The sequence below is a fragment of the Flavobacterium sp. genome (assembly GCF_044338735.1).
Classification (GTDB): Bacteria; Bacteroidota; Bacteroidia; order Flavobacteriales; family Flavobacteriaceae; genus Flavobacterium.
The window spans coordinates 1-20,821 of the sequence record NZ_JBIIWV010000019.1 but is presented as its reverse complement, the minus strand read 5'-3'; the positions used below and the strand labels follow the sequence as shown (position 1 = coordinate 20,821).

General features: G+C 30.5%; 12 protein-coding genes and 1 pseudogene. 2 read left to right on the top strand and 11 right to left on the bottom strand.

Going from position 1 to position 20,821, the window contains the following annotated elements:
• The 11 genes from ACIQZC_RS02585 to ACIQZC_RS02535 all read right to left on the bottom strand — a co-directional run.
• Positions 1-205, bottom strand: a 205-nt coding sequence (locus ACIQZC_RS02585) for a hypothetical protein (RefSeq protein WP_396137673.1), incomplete at its 3' end; no start/stop codon positions are given.
• A 100-nt stretch (positions 206-305) separates the two neighbouring features.
• Positions 306-1,592: a T9SS type A sorting domain-containing protein gene (locus tag ACIQZC_RS02580; RefSeq protein WP_396137672.1), complete on the bottom strand. Its 1,287-nt coding sequence runs from the start codon at positions 1,590-1,592 to the stop codon at positions 306-308.
• A 734-nt stretch (positions 1,593-2,326) separates the two neighbouring features.
• Positions 2,327-3,766, bottom strand: coding sequence for a glycoside hydrolase family 30 beta sandwich domain-containing protein (locus tag ACIQZC_RS02575; protein ID WP_396137671.1), 1,440 nt, complete (start codon positions 3,764-3,766; stop codon positions 2,327-2,329).
• Between the two features lie 78 nt (positions 3,767-3,844).
• On the bottom strand, positions 3,845-5,269 hold the full coding sequence (locus ACIQZC_RS02570) for a glycoside hydrolase family 30 beta sandwich domain-containing protein (RefSeq protein WP_396137670.1): 1,425 nt from the start codon (positions 5,267-5,269) through the stop codon (positions 3,845-3,847).
• Positions 5,270-5,283: 14 nt separating this feature from the next.
• Complete coding sequence (locus ACIQZC_RS02565) at positions 5,284-6,051, bottom strand: endonuclease/exonuclease/phosphatase family protein (RefSeq protein ID WP_396137669.1); 768 nt, start codon at positions 6,049-6,051, stop codon at positions 5,284-5,286.
• Between the two features lie 164 nt (positions 6,052-6,215).
• Entirely contained in the window at positions 6,216-7,277 is a 1,062-nt protein-coding gene (locus tag ACIQZC_RS02560) for a family 16 glycosylhydrolase (protein WP_396137668.1), read from the bottom strand.
• Positions 7,278-7,484: 207 nt separating this feature from the next.
• Positions 7,485-8,441 (bottom strand): hypothetical protein, encoded by a 957-nt coding sequence (locus ACIQZC_RS02555; protein ID WP_396137667.1) that lies wholly within the window; start codon positions 8,439-8,441, stop codon positions 7,485-7,487.
• Between the two features lie 11 nt (positions 8,442-8,452).
• The gene (locus tag ACIQZC_RS02550; RefSeq protein WP_396137666.1) at positions 8,453-9,562 is read right to left on the bottom strand and encodes a hypothetical protein; all 1,110 of its coding nucleotides are present in this window, start codon (positions 9,560-9,562) and stop codon (positions 8,453-8,455) included.
• Between the two features lie 12 nt (positions 9,563-9,574).
• Positions 9,575-11,077 carry a RagB/SusD family nutrient uptake outer membrane protein gene (locus ACIQZC_RS02545; RefSeq protein WP_396137665.1) on the bottom strand — a complete coding sequence of 501 codons (1,503 nt, stop codon included), beginning with the start codon at positions 11,075-11,077 and terminating at the stop codon, positions 9,575-9,577.
• A 12-nt stretch (positions 11,078-11,089) separates the two neighbouring features.
• Complete coding sequence (locus ACIQZC_RS02540) at positions 11,090-14,188, bottom strand: SusC/RagA family TonB-linked outer membrane protein (RefSeq protein ID WP_396137664.1); 3,099 nt, start codon at positions 14,186-14,188, stop codon at positions 11,090-11,092.
• 329 nt (positions 14,189-14,517) lie between these two features.
• On the bottom strand, positions 14,518-17,322 hold the full coding sequence (locus tag ACIQZC_RS02535) for a triple tyrosine motif-containing protein (protein ID WP_396137663.1): 2,805 nt from the start codon (positions 17,320-17,322) through the stop codon (positions 14,518-14,520).
• Between the two features lie 150 nt (positions 17,323-17,472).
• Here ACIQZC_RS02535 and uvrA point away from each other — a divergent pair, with 150 nt between their 5' ends.
• Positions 17,473-20,268: an excinuclease ABC subunit UvrA gene (uvrA, locus tag ACIQZC_RS02530; protein ID WP_396137662.1), complete on the top strand. Its 2,796-nt coding sequence runs from the start codon at positions 17,473-17,475 to the stop codon at positions 20,266-20,268.
• A pseudogene (locus tag ACIQZC_RS02525) lies at positions 20,265-20,821 on the top strand (hypothetical protein); the annotation flags it as partial. The gene uvrA and the pseudogene ACIQZC_RS02525, both read left to right, overlap by 4 nt.

The following is a 20,821-nucleotide window of genomic DNA, read 5'->3' as shown; positions in this document are numbered from 1 at the left end:
ATTTTGAACCGTTATACTCTAGTAAGCCTTCGTTATTCGCAAAATACATAAACCGCTGATTATCCTGAGAAATCATCCAGTTTTGAATTCCTGCATTATAAATATCTTTTGAATATTTTACAATGGGCGGTAATTGCTGCGCATAATTAGTTGCGAAAACAAATAAAAGAAGTAAACAAGAAAAGTGAATTTTATAAAATTTCATTTATGTTACAATTAAAGGAACTAAAGATATATATTATTTTTTAAAATAAAAAAAAGACTGCTATTTCTAGCAGTCTTTAAATAAATAATATAGTGTATATCTATTGTTTGATAAACTTAGTAGAAGATGTTACACCATCTACAACCGTTTTAACTACATAGATTCCAGAATTTAAACTAGAAACATCAAGCGCAGTTGAAGTACTGTTTAATGCTTTGTTGATCACTTCCTGACCCAAAACATTATAAACTGAAATAGTTTGAATAGTTCCACCACTTTCAATGTTCAATACATTTGATGTTGGGTTTGGATATAGTTTCACTTTTGAAGCTTCAAAACTATCAGATGACATTGTTGTATTTTTATGAAAATAAAGATTATCATACCAAACGATATTGTTTAGATTACTTGTAACTCCAAATTCATGAATATTATTAGTGGGTCCACTATAACTAATTACTTTGTCATATGAATACCAAGTACCAGGTACAGGAGCAGGAGAAAGTGCATTTAAATCAATATTAAATTCTGTTACAGCACCAGTAACAGGTACGATTTTCAAGTTAAAAACTTTTCCTATAAGGTTAGTTCCAGAAGCAATAAATAAATCCACATGCAAGTTAGTAAGACCTGTGAAATTCTGGACTGCACTTTGAAAAGTAATACCCTGACAAGGATTTCCTTTATAGTAAGTTACATTATTACCAACACCACCAGCTGTCGTTTGTTCTACTGAACTTGAACCACACCAACCAGCATCAAAAACCATAGGTGAAATACTTGTATAAGCATCACTATAAATAGAAACTACTTCAGAAGCCAATCTATTTGGTGGCACTGGAGAATTAGTTAATGGACCAGCTACTGGGGCAGGCGGTGCAATATTTGTTGCACCTGCAAAATCATCAAATAAATAAGTTCCAACAAATGCATTACCAAAATCTGGAAAAAGAACCATTAATTTGTAACTTGATAGTCCTGCCGGAAAATCTAAAGTTATAGTTGTCCAAGCAGTACCTGAGGTATCAAAAGTAAGTTCTGTTTGCGTAGCACCAACTCCAGTTCCTGGAGATTGAAACTTTAGAAGGTGTGTTCTTGTACCGTAATCTGCTTCAGGTTTAACCCTAAAAGTTATGGTGTTATTAGCATTATCTGCTAAATTTATATAATTTGTTAATAAATTTAACTGAGCCGTGTCATAAAATTCACCATTACCAACAACACGTAATACTTGATTGGTAGAAGCCGTTGGATCTGGAACAAGGGAAGTTGTTGCACCACCAAAACCTTCAAACAATTGATTTGAATTTGTAAAATTCAAAGGAAATTCTTGAGCTTGAGAAATTGAACAAGCTGCAAGAAAAACAAACAAAGTAATTTTCTTCATAATATTTAATTTAATTAGTTAAAAATTGAATAATGTAAAATTATACCTTAAAATAAATACACAATTCTCATTTTATATATAGAAACTATACACAGCCCTTTTTTATGTCAAATATTTATATTTCAAAGTAGAATATATAAAATCTTGAAAATCAATTATTTATGATATAAAAAATGATGATAAAAATGAATTTGTATAGGTGTTGTATAGTTTGAGTATGATAAATAAATTATACTACAACGTTTTCTTTAGTGTTATTTTGAATAAAAATAGAATTGAAAAACAGAATGATTCGTAGTAACTTGAACAAGATTAATTATCTTTGCAAATCTATTAAAATCAATAATGATACAAACCGATTTTTCAACGTTAGAACCCAAAAAAAATATCTTAATAAAAGGAGTAGAAACTACAAAATTAAAACAGAGTGATGCTTTAAAGATGACGTGAATAAACATAATGTCCGTTTTATAAATAAAAGAGATTGAAAATTACTGATAAAACCATTAGGAAAACTTTGTTTTATATTTTTCAAATGGCAACATAGAATTTATTCTTAAAAAAATTGAGTTATAATTTTTTTAAGAATATTTTTATTTGATGCTAGTTCGCATTCAGGAAGAAAAGTTATACTTTTAAAGTAAATAATTTTTTTGCTTGTTATTTTATTCTCTTTTTGTGCATATTTTAAGAGAATAACTTTATAATATTTTCAGAAATCAAATTCTTACTACTTAAAAAACCAATGTTTGAATTGCTCTTGGTAATATTGTAACATCGGTAGCGTTGATTCCTACACATAAAAGGTATTTAATTTCTTTATCCGATTGATTCATAACCACAGTTACAACTTTTCCATCAGGATTTTGAAATGAGGTTGTTAATAATTGACTTCTACTGGAAGAACTACTAATTCTTTTTGCGCCTTTATCTATAAACTTTGAAAAATGTCCTATAAAATAATAGGAAGGTGTATAGATTAATTGACCTGTTTTTAAATCCGCATGAATTGGAGCAAAGCAAAAGTTTTTAACATGATTTGGACCGCCATTTTCGTTTAACAAAATATTCCAGTCTGTCCAACCCACGGTTCCATTATTAAAATCATTTATCATTGACTTACCATAACGTTCGCCGTTTGTCCATAGTTGATACTTTGCCGCATCAAACTTTTCAACACATCCTTCTGTAAAAATCAAGTTCTTATCGGGATACATCTCGTTAATTTTTCCAATGTTTTCATACATTTGATCACCACCACTCCAGTTTTCGTACCAATGAAATCCAATTCCCCAAACATATTTATTAGCTTCATTATCTTCTAAAACGGCACTAACTCTTTGTGTTATTAAATCTCTATTATGATCCCAAATTGTAATTTTTTTATTTCCAAAACCTGCTTTATTAAGTGTTGGTCCAAGATAGTTTTTTAAGAAATCTCGTTCTTCCTCTGCGGTAAAAACACAAGACTCCCATATTTGAGTAGCCATTGGTTCGTTTTGAATGGTTAGCCCCCAAACAGATAAACCTTCATTTTGAAGTGCCTGAATATATTTAACGTAATAATTTGCCCAAGACTGATAATATTGAGGTAATAATTTACCGCCTCTAAGCATGTTATTATTATCTTTCATAAAAGCTGGTGGAGACCAAGGACTTATGTAAAAAGAGGCATTAGAACCTATTGCATTCATTGCTTTTTTTATCAATGGAATTTTGAATTGTTTATCTGTATCAATATTAAAAGAATTTAAGTCTTTATCTCCATCTTTAATATAAGTATAACTTGCAGAACTAAAGTCGCAACTATTCATATTTGTTCTTACTAAAGTATAACCAATTCCTTTATTTTTATTGAAATACGCATTTATAAATTCTTGTTGTTTTTCTGCTGAAAGACTTGCAAAAACTTCTGCTGAAGCATCAGTAATAGCACCACCAATTCCTAAAAATGTTTGAAATTTTTTATTTGGACTTACAAAAATGCAGACCTGTGTTTCTAATGGTTGTTTTATTTCTTTAAAGTAAAGAAGTGTATCTGATTTTGACAATCTAAGATTAGTTTGGTTTGCAGAAGTATACACTTGAATATTTTTACTTGAGTTAGTTTCTTTGATAGAAGAACATCCTGCTATTAAAAAAAAGCTAAAAAGAAAAATAATTAATTTGTTCATAATGTAGGTTTTTAATGGTTATTAGGTATTTGTTTGTATAAATTTGTTGTTAATACCTGTTTTCGAAATCTAAAATATTTAAAATACATAGGTTGCTACAACGCCTCCGTCTAGAGATGTTGTAACCCATTTTCCGTTTATTTTGATATTAAAAATTTCAGATGTAGATCCGTCATTTTGAACGATTAATACGATTTTTCCCGAAGGTGTTTTAAAAGCAACATTATTCAAATTTGGTAAAAGATTAGAGGCGATTCTTACTGAGCCCATTGGTATAAATTTTGAGGCGTGTGCAATAATATAATACGCCACATTTCGGGTAAAGTTTTCGCTACTTATAATAGTTAATGCTCCTTTACACATTGTACAACCACCTGGTGTGTGAGGACCGTAAGTTGTATTATTTGCTAAATTCCATTCTAAAGCATTTTTGCTCCAATTTCTTGTTGCTCCAATAATCACATTTTTTAAATGCCATTTTAAATCTCCCGAAAAAGTTCCATTAGAACCCGTCCATTGCTCTGTAAAATAAACATTTTTATTAGGAAATGCGTTATGAAGCGTGCTTAAAGCAGAAATATCTCCAGCATAAAGATGAAAAGCAGAACCATCAACAAAAGAATTCGCTTGCGGGTCATTCAAAACTTCTAAGGGATATTCAGGTTTATCACAATTATGGTCATATGCAACAATTTTTGTAGTAATATTAGCGGCTTGAAAAGCGGGTCCTAAATGATTTTTTATGAAATCAATCTGCTGTGCTGCAAACATACTTAAACTTGGATTATTACCTGGATGCAATGGTTCGTTTTGTGGAGTAATTGCATCAATAGTAATGCCTTGCAACTGCATTTGTTGAATATATTTTACAAAATATTGTGCATAAACACTATAATATATGGGTTGTAAACTTCCGCCTATACTGCTGTTATTATCTTTCATCCAAACTGGAGGAGACCAAGGCGTCGCCATTATTTTGATATTTGGATTAATTAATAAAATGTATTTTAACATTTCAATCAAAGCATTATCTGGAGTTAGGCTAAAATTTGACAATGCAGTATCTGTTTGACCTGATGGCATATCGTTATATGAAAAAACGGTTCCATTCAAATCAGAAGCACCGATGCTTATTCTCAAATAACTTATTGCAATTGAGTTTTCTGAAGTTCCAAAAAGTTCTTGTAATAACTGTTGTTTTTTGGTTGGTGTTAATTGATTAATTACTTCAACACTACCGCCTGTTAGTGTAAATCCAAAGCCATCGATAGTTTGATAGGTTTGTGAAGAATTTATTTCAATATTTTGATAAGTATTGTAATTAGTGTTGAATGCTAAAATTAAATTTTGCTTTTCAAGTTTTACAGATTCATCTGGTTTTGTTAACCAAACATCAACTTGATTAATTGTTGGCGTTATTATTGGATTAGAATTATCTACTTCTAATGATTGAGAACATGCGTTTGAAACAATTAATAGTGTTGTAATAAATAATTTGTTCATTGTATAATACATTTTTATTTTTCAAATTTAATTTTAACAAAAACAGGAAAATGATCTGATGGATATTGTAAATCAATTGAGTCGCTTAAAATGGCATATTTTTTTACTTTAATTCTATTATCTTTAGATATAAAAATATAATCAATTAACTTGGTAACTGGTTCATCATGTTTAAAATTATTAAAAGTTCCTGATGGTCCAAATGGTTTTTGTTCAGTAACATCTCTACAATCAGTCATTTCATTTTTTAAACTAATTATTCTATCATCGGTAGGAAGTAAATTAAAATCTCCCATAAAAATAACTGGGTATTTATCTGAATTAAGTTCTTTAATTTTAGCAATAATTAATTTAATGCTGTTAGCTTTTGCAACCTCACCAATATGATCTAAATGTGTATTAAATACCCAAAACTTATTTTTTAATTTTTTATCTTTTAGTAAAACATAGGTACAAACCCTATTAAATGCAGCATCCCAACCTTTAGAAATTGTATCTGGTGTTTCAGATAGCCAAAAAGTATTAGTTTTAAGAACTACAAATTTATCTTTATTAAAAAAAATATTTGAAGATTCACCTTTACCAATACCTTCTCTTCCAATTCCTACATTATCGTAATTGGTAAGAGCATTAGTTAAATCAACGACTTGGTTAGGTTTTGCTTCTTGAATACCTAAAATATCAGGTTCGCAATACTTAATTTGAGAAACAAAGAAATCTTTTCTATTACCCCAACTATTATTGCCATCAGAAGCAATGTCTAGTCTAATATTATAAGTCATGAACTCATAAGATTGAGATTTGAGTTGAGAACAAAAAAAGAATAAAAAAAAAGCGAAAATATTTTTTGATAAATTTCTCATACTTAATCATTAAAAAATCAAAAAGAGTTTCTATTTATCTAAAACAAAAACTCCATTTTGATCAAACTAACTTAAAATAAATATTATTGGTAAACCCTAACATAATCAACTTCAAATGTAGCCAAAGTAAAATTAGGATCTACTGTTCCTCCAAAATTTCCACCCATTGCACAATTAAAAATAAAGAAGAAGTTTTGATTAAAAGGCAAACTACTATTATTTGTAAAAGTGTAAAACAGTTGATTGTCTACATAAAATTTAATATATGATGATGTCCAATCTATTGAATAAATATGAAATTCTGTTGTTGCATTGCTTATTGTAGTATTACCTCCATCTGCAGTGCCTCCAAAATGACCAGGATGATGAAGTGTGCCATAAATTTTATTTAGTTGATTACCTACATGTTCCATAATATCAATTTCGCCACATGCTGGCCAACTAACAGAAGAAATATTGTTTCCTAGCATCCATAAGGCAGGCCAAGTGCCCGCACCAGAAGGAAGTTTTGCTCTCATTTCAACTTTTCCGTACTTGAATGAATACTTATCTTTTGTTACAATTCTTGCAGAAGTATAATTACTACCGTTATATAATTCTTTTATTATATTTATCTTCAAAACGCCGTCTTGAACAGTTACATTTTCTGATCTAGCAGTGTAATATTGCAGTTCATTATTTCCCCATCCGCCAGCTCCTGTTTCATAATTCCATTTGGTAGCATCTAGCACACCATTGTTATTAAATTCATCAAACCAAACTAAAGTTGGAGCAACATAAACAACAATTGTTTTGTTTGTTGATATAAAATTATCACCATTATAAGCAGATGCAATAATCGAATAACTATTAGTTCCTAAATCATTAAATGTAAAACTAAAAAAACCCGTTGAAGAGTTAATGATTTCAGAACCTACTAGGATTTTATACGATGTTGCATTAGTTGCCGAAATAGTAAAATTTACAATTCCTGTTCCATCTCCATTAGGATATGTTGTACTTTGTCCTATAATTTGAGTGTTGATATCTATATTATAAGGTGTATTATTTAATGGATTACTGGCGCCATCACTACTACAACTAATAAAAATTATAAATAATGACAGTTTATAGAAAAAAAATACTTTTTTGACAATTGTTTTCATTCCAATTATTTTTAATGAGGGTGTTCAAAAAGGTACAAACTTGTTTCGCTAAACTCGGTTAGTTCGTTTTTTTTAAAAAACTTGTATTGGTGCTTAAAAAATTATAGTATCACTAATTTTATACTTAAAAACCGAAAAATCGACATAGTTAAATAAATTAGAAAAACAGAATTTGTATTTTATAAACACCCTCATTTAATTCTTATTTTACAAAGCAGGTTTTAATTTGATGTACCAAAAATTACCTTGATTAACACCTCTACTTCTCAAATATAAATAAGTAGGTGTACTTTCTAATATTTCGTATGTATTGCTTGCAGATCCATAACCTATAAAACCATCATTTCCAGCAACTGAAATTTTATACCCAGTGGTACTAGTAACATCTGAAAAATAAGTTGAAGGGAACGATGAAGCTGCGTCACCAAAATTAATTCCTTTTGTTGGTTGCGACAAAGGATAACACATTTCACCTGAATTTGCAGAAACTCCAAGATTATTTTCAGCACTATTTGTGTTCATAAATATTCCGTCTGGAGATGCAACAGCTAATTGGTAAGTGTTAGAAGGGGTTTTAACAAAAGTATAAGTTGCTGTATAAAAACAATTACAACATGCAACTTTTTCGTCAATACCAGCACTCCACCAATGCGATGAAGGATCAGACCATGGGCCAATTCTTAAATGTCCAGCAACAGATTTATCAACAACCCATGCTTTTGACGTACCATTAGTTAAATTTTGAATAATAGTAGGATCCATATTAAAATCAAATCTAACAGTAATATCTTTAGTAGTTGTGGATGTTACCCCACCAGCACCATAAGCAACTGCAGTAATTCTATATGTTTTTTCTCCTGGTTCTTCAAACTTTTTAAGTAAAACACCGCTTGGATAAATTTCAAAACTTGATGTAGTAGGTTCGCTTACTAAATTATATCCTATTTTATAAGAAACTGCTCCATTTGAGCTTAATGTAATATTAACATTTCCTGAACCATCACCGTTTGGAAATGTTGCGCTCTGACCAACAATATTTGTATTAATAACAAAATTTGTAGGCGTTTTTAAATCACCTAAATTATGGTCATCATCTTGACAAGCTACAAACAAAATTGCAAAAGCAAAAGATGCAGCAATCATATATTTTAATTTATTTTTCATTTTTGATTAAATTAATTTGATTGAGTTATATTATCTAAATAAATTACTTCACCTACGCCAGAAGCAGCATCATTATATCTAAAAACCAATTGTCCAAAAGTTGTTCCTGCTGGAATTCCAAAAGTTCCAAAATCAAAAACTAATTCTTCCCATTGATTTGCTACAGTTGAAGCAACTTTCAATACTTTGTTTGAAACTCCACCACTACCTTGTTCAATTTCTACATTTAATAATTTTCCAACTTCAGTAGAATAAACCATTACTTTAATTTTTGAACCATTACTTATATCAATTGGCACGCCATTTGGTGCAGAAAGAGGTGTCCAAGTTCCGCTCCAAGATGCAGCACTATTAGTTTTTGTGTATCTTCTAACGGTTGCACTAGTGTTTATGCCTCCAGGAAATGGATTTGCTACTTGAGCAACATCAACCCCTCCAAAAGTTCCACCAATATTATAATTTTGTATTGGACTTTCATAAGTAATTGGTAATCCAAAAGGAGCGTTAACAGTAACAGGATATGTTACCGTTGTAGTAGCTATACCACCACTAAGAGCTGTTACAGTTAAAGTATAAACGCCAGGAGCATAATTATGAGTTGGAGCTGTAAAAGTGCCTCCTAAAGAACCTGACATTGTTTGAGTTGAAGATGCATCTCCCCAATTAACTGTAAAACCATTTGCATTTGTTGCTGTTGCTGTTACAGTTAAAACTGTTCCTGCAAAATTTTGAATTACTACAACATTGGTAGGAGCAACATATACAACTGATAAAGGATAAGTATTTGTGGTTGAATTACCTGTAATATCGGTTGAAATTATAGTTACTGTATAATTACCTTCTGGATAAATATGAGTTGTACTTGCGCCTGGATTAACTATCGCAGAAGCCCCTACACCAGTTCCATGACCATATTGTACTTCATAGGACATTCCACCTTCACTTATTGGAGTAATTCTAACCAATCCTGAATTATCTGTACTAATATCAAAAATTTTATCTTGAGTTACAATTTCTGCACCATTAATATCAGTATTATCTTCAAGATTATCGTTTAATGAACAACTAAAAAAAGTTGTAAGAATTAAACAAAAGCCAATTATCTTTTTTATATTTTTCATGTCAATTATTTATTAATTATAACCTGGATTTTGAACTAGTATTGTATTTTCTAATTCTTTAAAAGGAATTGGGAAAATTTCATGCTTTCCGGCTACAAAACCTCTACTTGATAAAGCAGATGCTGCATCGCCCCATCTAACTAAATCAAAAAAGCGATGACCTTCACCAGCTAATTCTTTTCTTCTTTCAGTTTTTATAGCAGTCATTGAAACTGGTACAGATGATAATCCTGCTCTAGATCTAACAGCATCTAATAAAGCTTGTGCTCTTGTTCCAGAACCTCCTAAAGCTTCTGCTTCAAGTAAATAAGTATCTGCTAATCTAATAACATAAGTGTTTTGTTGATAGTTTAATACTGCATCTCCGGCGCCAGTAGTAACATCAGATTGTCTTGGAACAAACTTGTTTAAAAAATATCCTGTATTTTCATAACCAGCTATATAATCGATATCTCCTGCTGTTTTAAGTGCTTTAGCATCTAATATTGTAGCATTAAAACGGTTATCACCAACTAATACATTGTATAGGTCTTGGGTAATAACATTAAAACTCCAACCAGAAGGCAAGTCTGGAGCAGAAGGTGCTATTTTAAGATAACCTCTTGGGCCACACATAACGTTTGCTGTATTTCCTTCATCGCTACCAGAACCCCAAACACCCCAATGCGAATTTCCGGCACTTGTGTGCATAACTTCTAAAATTGATTCTGAATTGAATTTATTTGCAACTGTCCACAAATCGTTATAATTTGATAAAAGTTGGTATCCATAAATACTTGTTCCTCCTGGTGTTCCATTAACATCAGCTAGTTCTGCTGCTGCTAATGTGTTTTTACCATCATACAAATATACTTTTCCTAATATTGCTTGTGCAGCACCTTTAGTTAGTCTTCCATACTCGCTACTTGAAAGTGTCGTTGGCAAATCTGCTTTAGCTTGCATTAAGTCTAATTCAATTTGCGCATAAACCGCTGTAGGATTAGCTTGAGCTTGCGAATACATATTAGAAGGTGTTAACTGTTCTAGAATTAAAGGAACATTTTTAAACATTCTAACTAAATTAAAATAATAAATAGCTCGTAATGTTTTAGCTTCTGCCGCAAATCGAAGTTTTTTTACATTGTCCATATCTACTCCTGGTAATCTATCTAATAAAACATTGGCTCTTAATATTCCTTGATAATGATCATTCCAAAAACTTCGTGGTATTGTATTTGAATTTTGAGAATAATTTGAGAAACTTTGAATTCCAACACCATCTGTAGCACCACCTCCGCCGGCAAAATGATCATCAGAACCTGCATTCATCATGGTTATCATATTTTCAAAACCACCCGAGTTTTTTCTCAACACATCATAAGTTGCCACTAATCCAGCAAATGCTTGTGCTTCATTTTTATAATAATTTGAAGAGAGAGCTTGACCATCTGGTGTAAGTTCAAGATAGTCTTTTGTACAAGATGTAATTGTGGTAGCTAATACTGCAACAATTACTAAATACTTAATTTTTTTCATTTTCAGTTTTTTTTAAAATTGTAGATTAGCTCCAAATATAAAAGAACGTGCTTGTGGGTAATATCCTTTGTCTATTCCCATTGTAGTTCCTCCAATTTCTGGATCATAACCAGAATATTTTGTTAGAGTAATTAAATTTTCTGCATTAACAAATAATCTAATTTTACTTGCGCCTATTTTATTGATAAATCTTTGAGGTAAAGAATAACCCAATTGAACCAATTTTAATCTTACGTAATTACCATCTTCTAAATAAAAATCAGACATTTTACCAAAATTTCCATTTGTATCATTATTTGTAATTCTTGGATAGCTATTAGAAGTTCCTTCTCCATGCCAACGGTCTAATACTTCTGTTTGATAATTTGCATTACCTACATCTAATCTGCGAAGTCCTTGGAAAATTTTATTTCCTCCGGCACCTTGAGCAAATACCATTACATCAAAGTTTTTGTATTCTGCGTTGAAAGTAAATCCAAAATTGTATTTAGGAATTGGACTTCCTAAGAACTTTTTATCCGCATCAGTAATTTGTCCGTCACCATTATTATCAACCCATCTAAAATCTCCAGGCACTGCATTTGGCTGAATTAAACCTCCTGATGAATTAGTATAAGTATTAATTTCGGCAACATTTTGGAATATTCCAGCCGTTTGAAATCCGTAGAACGAATTATAAGCTTCACCAACTTGAGTTCTTGTTACCACTCCCATTGATTGAAATCCTGCTGCATCTTGTGTTAAAAAGTCAACACCTCTTCCAATATTAGTAACTTCATTTTTAAGAGTAGAAAAAACAGCATTTGCAGAAATATTCAATTCGTTAAAACGTTTTTTATATCCTAATTCTAACTCAAGTCCTCTGTTTTCCATATCAGCTACATTAGCCCAAGGATTTTGATTTACACCTACATAACCAGGAATACTTACTTGTTGTAAAATACCTGAAGTTTTTTTAACAAAATATTCAGCTCCAAGGGTGAAATCATTTAATAATCTTGCATCTAAACCAAAATTACCTTGTGATGTTTCTTCCCAATGTAAATCTGGATTATCTAATGTTGTTGGAGCATATCCTGTAATTATTCCATTTGCGTTACCAAATGTATAATTTGAACCTCCTGCAACAAGTGCTAAATATCTAAAATCTGGTAAACTACCTGTATTTCCAGTAACTCCATAGCCTCCTTTTAATTTTAAGGAATTTACATAACTGTTAGTGTTCCAAAAATCTTCTTTAGAAACTACCCATCCTATAGAAACTGATGGGAAATATCCATATTTTTCGTTTGGTCCAAATTTAGAAGACCCATCTTTTCTAAAAATACCTGTAAAAAGATATTTTTCTTTAAAATCATAATTTACCCTTGTAAATAAAGAAGTTAGTCTATGAGGTACGTTTGTTGTCGAAAAACCAGTTCTATCTGCTGAAGGAATATTAAAATTAAACGATGCTTCTTGATAATTATTTGTAGGTAAATTAGAATGTGATATTCCTGTATAAGTTCCTACATTTAACTCATTAACTTCTTGACCTAATAATATTGTAAAACTATGATTATTGATTTGTTTAGTGTAGGTTAAAGTATTTGAAATAATCCAATCAAAAGCTTTACCTTCATTTCTTGTTAAGCTATTTCTATTACTATTAGAAGAAGCGTTCAAATAATTTTTAGGAGAAAAATATTCGTTACCATAAAATGCTTTTTTTCCACCAAAATTTGTTCTAAATTTTAATCCAGAAATAATATTTGCTTCTATAAATAAATTAGCCACAAAATCATCAGACCAACCAAAGTTACCTCTTTGAGTTTTCATGAAAGCTACAGGATTCACAATTTCTTGTCCTACCATAGAAGAAATTCCGTATGGATTACCATTAGTATCTCTAATAACATAATGTCCTACTTGGTTTGGATCTGTTTGATTGTATGGAGCGCCATTAGCTATCACTGGGTCAGTCACAACAACTGGAGTTGTTGGATCTAACATAATTGCTGAACTTAAAACACCCCCAAATTCAGTATTTTGACTTCCAATACCTATTTGTTTTTGATTTGTATAAGCTAACGTTTGACCAATATTAAAAACTTTAGAAATTTTATGATTAGAGTTAATTCTAAAATTCTTTTTAGTATAGTTTGAAATATCGGTTGCAACAATACCTTGTTGATCTTGCATTCCTAACGAAATGTAAAAATTAGAAGTATCATTACCTCCACTAAAACTTAGTTCATGGTTTGATCTGCTAGCGCTATTGTTAAAAACTTCTTTTTGCCAGTCTGTACCTTTTCCTAGTAAAGATAAATTTGGAAATGGTTGAGTTTGACCAGCAGCAGCCGCTTTTTCATTCATAATAGCACCATACTGAGTTGCATTTAAAACTTTTAAAGTTCGTTCTGGAGAAGAAACACCAGAGAAACCTGTGTAATTAACACTTATTTTTCCTGCTTTTCCTTTTTTAGTAGTTACTAAAATTACACCTGTAGCGGCTCTAGTACCATAAATTGCAGCAGAAGCGGCATCTTTTAATACTTCAATAGATTCGATATCAGACTGATTAATAAAGCCTATTCCACTTTGATCAACTACAATTCCATCTACAACCCATAATGGATTATTTCCAGAGCCAAAAGTTGTAACACCCCTTACTCTAATAGTAGAACTTGAACCTGGTGAACCCGAATTTTGAGCAATGGTTACACCCGATACTCTACCTTGTAAAGCTTGTTCAATTCTAGAATTAGGAACTTTTTCTAAATCTTTTGAAGATACTTTAGATATTGCGCCAGTATTAACACTTTTCTTTTGAGTGCCATAACCAACATTTACAATAACTTCTTTAAGTTGAGTTACATCTTCAACTAAATTGATTGTCATTTCTCCTTCAGTAATTTGCACTTCTTTTGATACATATCCTATATAAGAAACAACTAATAGATCAGCATCATTTGAAACTGATAATAAAAACTTTCCGTCAAAATCGGTTACCGTTAATGTATTAGTACCTTTTACTAACACATTTGCACCAATTAATGGAACTCCATCTGAAATAACTTTTCCAGAAATAGATTTCTGAGCATGTGCAGATGTAATAAAGACGAATAACATAGATATTAGAAAAATATTTTCCCTAAATCTGTTTAATAGTGGCTTTAAATTCATAAGTGAATAAATTTAGTTTAGTTAATTTTAACAGGACCATTTACGTCTTGTTAACAGGTTGTTAAATTATTCAATAAACCTTTTGCATCTTTCTAAATAACCACAACAAAAAATATACAATTCTCATATTTTTTACAAATAAAATACAAATATCATAAAAACACCCTGTTTTTAAAGGGAAAAATAAAAATATCATTTTATTAAAAAACAAAAAAAACGTTAAAATTAACGCTTTGTTGAGGTAAAGATGTATGTAAAAAAGCGAAAATGTATGGTTATAACTTTGAAGTATAATCAACAAGGCCGTTGTCATGCGATAAATTTAGCTTTTTTCGCAAACGATAGCGTTTAATTTCTACACTTCGGATTGAAATATGAAGCATTGGAGCAATCTCTTTTGAGGTAAGACTCAACCTTAAATAGGCACACAATTTTAAATCGCTAGGAGTAAGATTTGGATGTAATGATTTTACTCTCTTTAAAAAATCTTTATCAACATTATCAAAGGCTTCTTTAAAAGCATTCCACGAATCGTCTTCACTAATATTTTTAGAAATTGTAGATATTACAGATTTTAAATTTTTATTATCACTTGTTTCAACTGATTTTTTTAAATCTTCTTTTATTATGGTTAATAATTCATCTTTTTTTATTAAACTCATGTTTGAAACTGCTAATTCTTTATTTTTAGCATCTACATCTTGCACTAATTGTTCGTTTCTAATTTTAATTAATTGTTGTTCACTTTCTAAAGCAGCTATTTCTAACAATAAATTATTTTCTTCAATTAATTTTTCTTTTTGCTTTCTATAATAGTTATGGTATGCTTTATTAATATAAAATGCAAATACCACAAAAACAATTATATAAATAGTCCATGCAAAATTATTAGCATACCATGGTTTTTTAATTTCAAATGCATACTCAATATTATTTGCTACTAATGTGTTTGCTACTTTAGCTTTTACTCTTAATGTGTATTTTCCTGGAGATAAATTTTTAAAATTTACGCTTGACTTTGGACTCCAACTACTCCATTGTTTTTGGAAACCTTCTAATTGATATTGGTACTCTACTTCAATAAATTTATCATATTGAGGTACCGAATAATTAAAGATGATATTATTCTCTAAATAATGCAACTCTTTCTCCTTTAACAAAGAAATATTTTTTGGTGAACTTTCTAATTTATTTACAGAAACGGAATTTAATATGATGTTATGGGTTTTAACTTTATAATCGGTTAGATTAATAATAAAATACCCATCTGTTTTTCCAATTAAATATTCATTATTACCAATTTGCGATATATTTTCATGACCAGCCATCGGGTTAGTTTTTGAAAAGGGTATTGAAATTTTATGCGTTTTAAGTTGAGAGTCAAAATTTCCTGAAGTAAAATAATAAATGTAGTTTTTAGTAAAAAGCCACATTTTATTTGATTTATCGATATTTAAATTCCCTGAAATATAGCCACCTTTTGCTACTATTTCGCTCAAATAAGTATCTTTTACTGGATGATTTAATTTTGAATTTAATTTATATATGCCTTGTTTTCCAACAAAATATATCGTGTTATTAAATTTTGCCAATCCAATGTTTTTTCCTTTTTTTGGTGATTTTAGAATGGTAAATTTATTAACTTTTGTAAACTCTTTATTGAGTTCAACTTTAATAATTCCTTTATATCCATGCGCTACATAAACAATATTATTATCGGTTATTTCAAAACATCTGGATGAAATTTCATATCCTTTTATTTTATGCTTAAAACTCCAATTATTATTTATTTTTTCTAAAACAGATAGTCCGTTATAATTTCCTTGAATTATGCAGTTTTTATTATTTGGATCAACGTTAAATTTCCAAGTTCCAGATTCTTTAAATACTAATTTAATTTTATCATGACTAACTATAAAAGTTCCTAGATCGTGTCCGCAAAACAACTGATTATCATATTCAAATAAATTCCAAACTTGCCCTTTTGTGCCATTAATAAAATTAAAACGGCTATGTTCGTCTAAATTCTTATAAAATAAGCCTTGATTTGTTCCTAAATAAATTTTGTTATTAAATTTAATGGAAGTATAGACGGTGCCTAGATAACCATCATCATCTTTGTGGTTTTTTATTGGTGATTGTAAATTAACACAATCAATTCCATTATCTAATCCTAACCATAAATCATTATCAGAATCTTCTTTGATTGACAATACAGTATTGTTGCTTAAACCCGTATTTTGAGTAATATGATTTTTTATTTTTCCATTAGAATCTAGAATATAAACTCCGTTTGAAATTGTTCCTAAAGCAAAGTTTCCGTTAGAAAGTTTTTGAGCACTAAATATTGTATTTGTTTCAATTTCTGCTTCTGACACGAAATGAAACTTTGTCACTATTTTATTTTCTAGTTTAAAAATGCCCGCTCGTTCTGTTTGAAGTAAAAAACCTTCTTTATCCTTAAAAATTTCAACAATTCTATTGTTTTGAATTCTTGAATCCTTTGAGATTAATACCTGTTTACCATTTATAATTTCAAACAAACCTTTTCCAATAGCTTGAAAAAAAACAGAATTCTCTACTTTATAACATTTAAATATATATGAGTGATTATCAATAAAATTAAAACTATCATCTTTAGTATTATATACATAAATTCTATTAAATGACTGAAATAAAACCCAATGATCTACGCTAATAATATTCCAAAAATGCTCATCTTCAATTAGTTTATTTTCTATTTTTTTACTAATTGAGGTGTATTTTAATAACCCTGTAGATTGTCTTTTCCAGTAGCCAAAATCCATGTAGCATCCTGAATAAACTCTATCACCAACAACTTTGACACATCGTATATTTGTTTCATTAGATGAAGGGTATAAAGTCCAATTTGAGCCATTATATTCTAACAAGCCTTCATTATTAGCAAAATACATAAATTGATTTTTATCTTGAGAAATCATCCAGTTCTGATTTCCAGCATTGTAAACACTTGAAGGATATTTTACAATTGGTGACAACTCTTGAGCAATAGAAGAAGTCGAAAAGAAAAAAAACAATATAGAAATTAGTTTTTTCATAGAAAAATTCATGAGTTATTCAAAATTTAGAATGTAAAAATATCGTTTAAATTTCAATTCTTCTAGTTAATGTATATAAAATGTATTTTTTATTTCAGTTTTATTGTGTTTTAATAAATGACTATCTTTGCAAATCTATTAAAATCAATAATGATACAAACCGATTTTTCAACGTTAGAACCTAAAAAAAATATCTTAATAAAAGGAGCGCAATTGCACAACCTTAAAAATTTAGATGTTGCTATTCCTAGAAATAAATTAGTGGTTATAACAGGGCTTTCTGGTTCAGGAAAATCGAGCTTGGCTTTTGATACGCTGTATGCTGAAGGTCAACGCAGGTATGTTGAAAGTTTATCGTCTTATGCGCGCCAATTCCTAGGCAGATTAGATAAACCAAAAGTAGAATACATCAAAGGAATTGCTCCTGCTATTGCCATTGAACAAAAAGTAAATACTAGTAATGCCCGTTCAACCGTGGGTACTTCTACCGAAATATATGATTATCTCAAGTTGTTATTTGCACGCATTGGTAAAACCTATTCTCCTATTTCAGGAAAAGAAGTAAAAAAGGATACAATTTCTGATGTTGTTACTTCGGTTAAAAATTTTGCAATTGATAGCAAGTGGCTGCTACTCGCTCCTATTCATCTAGAAGCTGGACGTGCTTTAGAAGATAAATTAAAAGTATTGTTACAGCAAGGTTTTGCACGTATTTTAGTCAATAATGAAATGGTGCGATTAGATACGGTTGACCAACACCAATTAGACAATAAAGATATTTTATTAATCGTTGACCGAATTGTTGTAAAAAATGAAGAAGAATTTTATAACCGTTTAGCCGATGCGGTTCAAACTGCGTTCTATGAAGGAAAAGGTGTTTGCTATTTACAAGAAGTAGATTCGCAAAATCGAATGGAATTTAGTGCAAATTTTGAACTAGACGGACTTACCTTCTTAGAACCTAATGTTCACTTATTCAGCTTTAATAATCCATATGGTGCTTGTCCTACTTGTGAAGGCTATGGAAGTATTATCGGAATAGATGCTGATTTAGTCATTCCAAACACGGCTTTATCCATTTATGAAAATGCAATCTATCCATGGCGCGGCGAAAGTATGGGTTGGTATAGAGATCAATTGGTCAACAACGCTTATAAATTTGATTTCCCAATACATAAACCCTATTTTGAGCTTACAGAGACACAAAAACAATTGGTTTGGAAAGGAAATTCTTACTTTACGGGTTTGCATGATTTTTTTACAGAATTAGAAGAAAAAAACTACAAAATTCAAAACAGAGTAATGCTTTCGAGATACCGTGGAAAAACAAAATGCCCGGTTTGTAAAGGAAAGAGATTGCGAATTGAATCAAATTATATTAAAATTGCTGATAAAACGATTTCAGATTTAGTGGATTTACCATTTATAAACTTGATTGCCTTTTTTAAAGCATTAAAATTAAACGAATACGATGCAAAAGTGGCCAAACGACTATTAATTGAAATCAACAACCGTTTGGACTTTCTTTTCCATGTAGGATTGAGTTATTTGACGTTAAATCGTAATTCAAACTCGCTTTCTGGAGGAGAATCGCAACGCATTAACTTAGCTACTTCATTAGGAAGCAGTTTAGTAGGCTCGATGTATATTTTAGACGAACCAAGTATCGGATTACATCCAAAAGATACCGAACGATTGATTGAAGTGTTAAAAAATCTACGCGATTTGGGCAACACCGTTATCGTTGTTGAACACGACGAAGACATCATGAAAGCCGCTGATATGATTATTGATATAGGTCCGGAAGCTGGAACGCATGGTGGCGAATTAGTAGCTCAAGGAACGTATGACGAAATTCTAAAATTTGATTCCTTAACTGCGCAATATTTGAATGGTTCTGCAGAAATTTCGGTGCCAAAAACAAGACGAAAATACAAAAATCATATTGACGTTATTGGTGCGAGAGAAAATAACTTAAAAAACGAAAATTTCACCTTTCCATTGGAATGTCTAACGGTTATCACAGGTGTTTCGGGAAGTGGAAAAAGTACTTTGGTAAAGAAGATTTTATTTCCGGCACTTCAAAAAAAATTAGAAGGTGTTGGTGAAAAAGCTGGACAATTTACTGAATTAGCAGGAAGTTATTCGCACATCAAACATATTGAATATGTGGATCAAAACCCCATAGGAAGAAGTTCGAGATCTAATCCGGTAACTTATATTAAAGCGTATGATGACATTCGTGAACTATTTGCCAAACAGAGTCTTTCAAAACTGAGAAATTATCAAGCAAAACATTTTTCGTTTAACGTAGACGGCGGAAGATGTGAAGTTTGTAAAGGCGATGGCGAAGTAACTATTGAGATGCAATTCATGGCCGATGTGCATTTAGAATGTGAAGTTTGTAATGGAAAACGATTCAAAAAGGAAGTTTTAGAAGTTACTTTTGAAGGAAAGAATATTGACAACATTCTAAAAATGACTATTGATGAAGCGCTTTCCTTTTTCACGGAACAGAAACAGACAAAAATTACCCAGAAATTACAACCTTTACAAGATGTTGGTTTAGGTTATGTACAACTTGGTCAATCATCTTCTACCCTTTCAGGTGGTGAAGCACAACGTATTAAATTAGCGTCATTTTTAGTGAAAGGAACGATTAAAGACAAAGCCTTATTTGTATTTGATGAACCCACAACAGGATTGCATTTTCATGATATCAAGAAATTATTAGCTTCGTTTGATGCCTTATTAGAAAAAGGACATTCAATCATTGTAATTGAACATAACTTAGACCTTATCAAATGTGCCGATTATATTTTAGATATTGGTCCAGAGGGTGGTGAAAACGGTGGTAAATTAATAGCTTTTGGCACACCGGAAGAAGTGGCTAAAAACAAGAATTCAATTACTGGAAAATATTTAAAAGAAAAACTAAAAAAATGATAAACCCTTCTGCAAACGGATGGATTGATAAGTTTTTTACTGAAAATCAGGATAATTTCTTTGATTTTGAAAGTAATTATGTGTCTTTCTATGAAAATTGCAGAACAACAGGATTTATTTATGGCTATGTAGTCAATTTTCAATTAAAAGCGCCGCTAAATACTTCAAAATGGTCGTATGATGAAATTACTAAAGTTGGTTTTTTAAATACGTTATATTCGGTTTATACACTTGAAAACCAAAGAGGTGATTCAAAAGATTTCATTGAGCTGGTTTATGAATTTTACAAAATTATTCAGCCAGAAAACCTTAATTTTATTAAAAAAATACTACCTGAAGGTTCTCGCAGCTCCCGATTAGAAAAAGTAATTGACGGCCGCATTCAAACCAATCAGAATAGCATTAGTAAAAACTTTTCACACATTATAACCAATGCTTTGTTGTTTATTGATGTATTGGCTTTTCACTATTATTTAAAAAACGATAATTTACCCAATGATTATTTAAAAAACATAGAATCAGATTGTATAAAAATCATATCCTTTGCATTAAA

What these genes read in the sequence shown, in the direction of transcription:
- ACIQZC_RS02580 (WP_396137672.1), bottom strand. Translation starts at nt 1,592, where the DNA reads ATGAAGAAAATTACTTTGTTTGTTTTTCTTGCAGCTTGTTCAATTTCT.
- ACIQZC_RS02575 (WP_396137671.1), bottom strand. Translation starts at nt 3,766, where the DNA reads ATGAACAAATTAATTATTTTTCTTTTTAGCTTTTTTTTAATAGCAGGA.
- ACIQZC_RS02570 (WP_396137670.1), bottom strand. Translation starts at nt 5,269, where the DNA reads ATGAACAAATTATTTATTACAACACTATTAATTGTTTCAAACGCATGT.
- ACIQZC_RS02565 (WP_396137669.1), bottom strand. Translation starts at nt 6,051, where the DNA reads ATGACTTATAATATTAGACTAGACATTGCTTCTGATGGCAATAATAGT.
- ACIQZC_RS02560 (WP_396137668.1), bottom strand. Translation starts at nt 7,277, where the DNA reads ATGAAAACAATTGTCAAAAAAGTATTTTTTTTCTATAAACTGTCATTA.
- ACIQZC_RS02555 (WP_396137667.1), bottom strand. Translation starts at nt 8,441, where the DNA reads ATGAAAAATAAATTAAAATATATGATTGCTGCATCTTTTGCTTTTGCA.
- ACIQZC_RS02550 (WP_396137666.1), bottom strand. Translation starts at nt 9,562, where the DNA reads ATGAAAAATATAAAAAAGATAATTGGCTTTTGTTTAATTCTTACAACT.
- ACIQZC_RS02545 (WP_396137665.1), bottom strand. Translation starts at nt 11,077, where the DNA reads ATGAAAAAAATTAAGTATTTAGTAATTGTTGCAGTATTAGCTACCACA.
- ACIQZC_RS02540 (WP_396137664.1), bottom strand. Translation starts at nt 14,188, where the DNA reads ATGTTATTCGTCTTTATTACATCTGCACATGCTCAGAAATCTATTTCT.
- ACIQZC_RS02535 (WP_396137663.1), bottom strand. Translation starts at nt 17,322, where the DNA reads ATGAAAAAACTAATTTCTATATTGTTTTTTTTCTTTTCGACTTCTTCT.
- uvrA (WP_396137662.1), top strand. Translation starts at nt 17,473, where the DNA reads ATGATACAAACCGATTTTTCAACGTTAGAACCTAAAAAAAATATCTTA.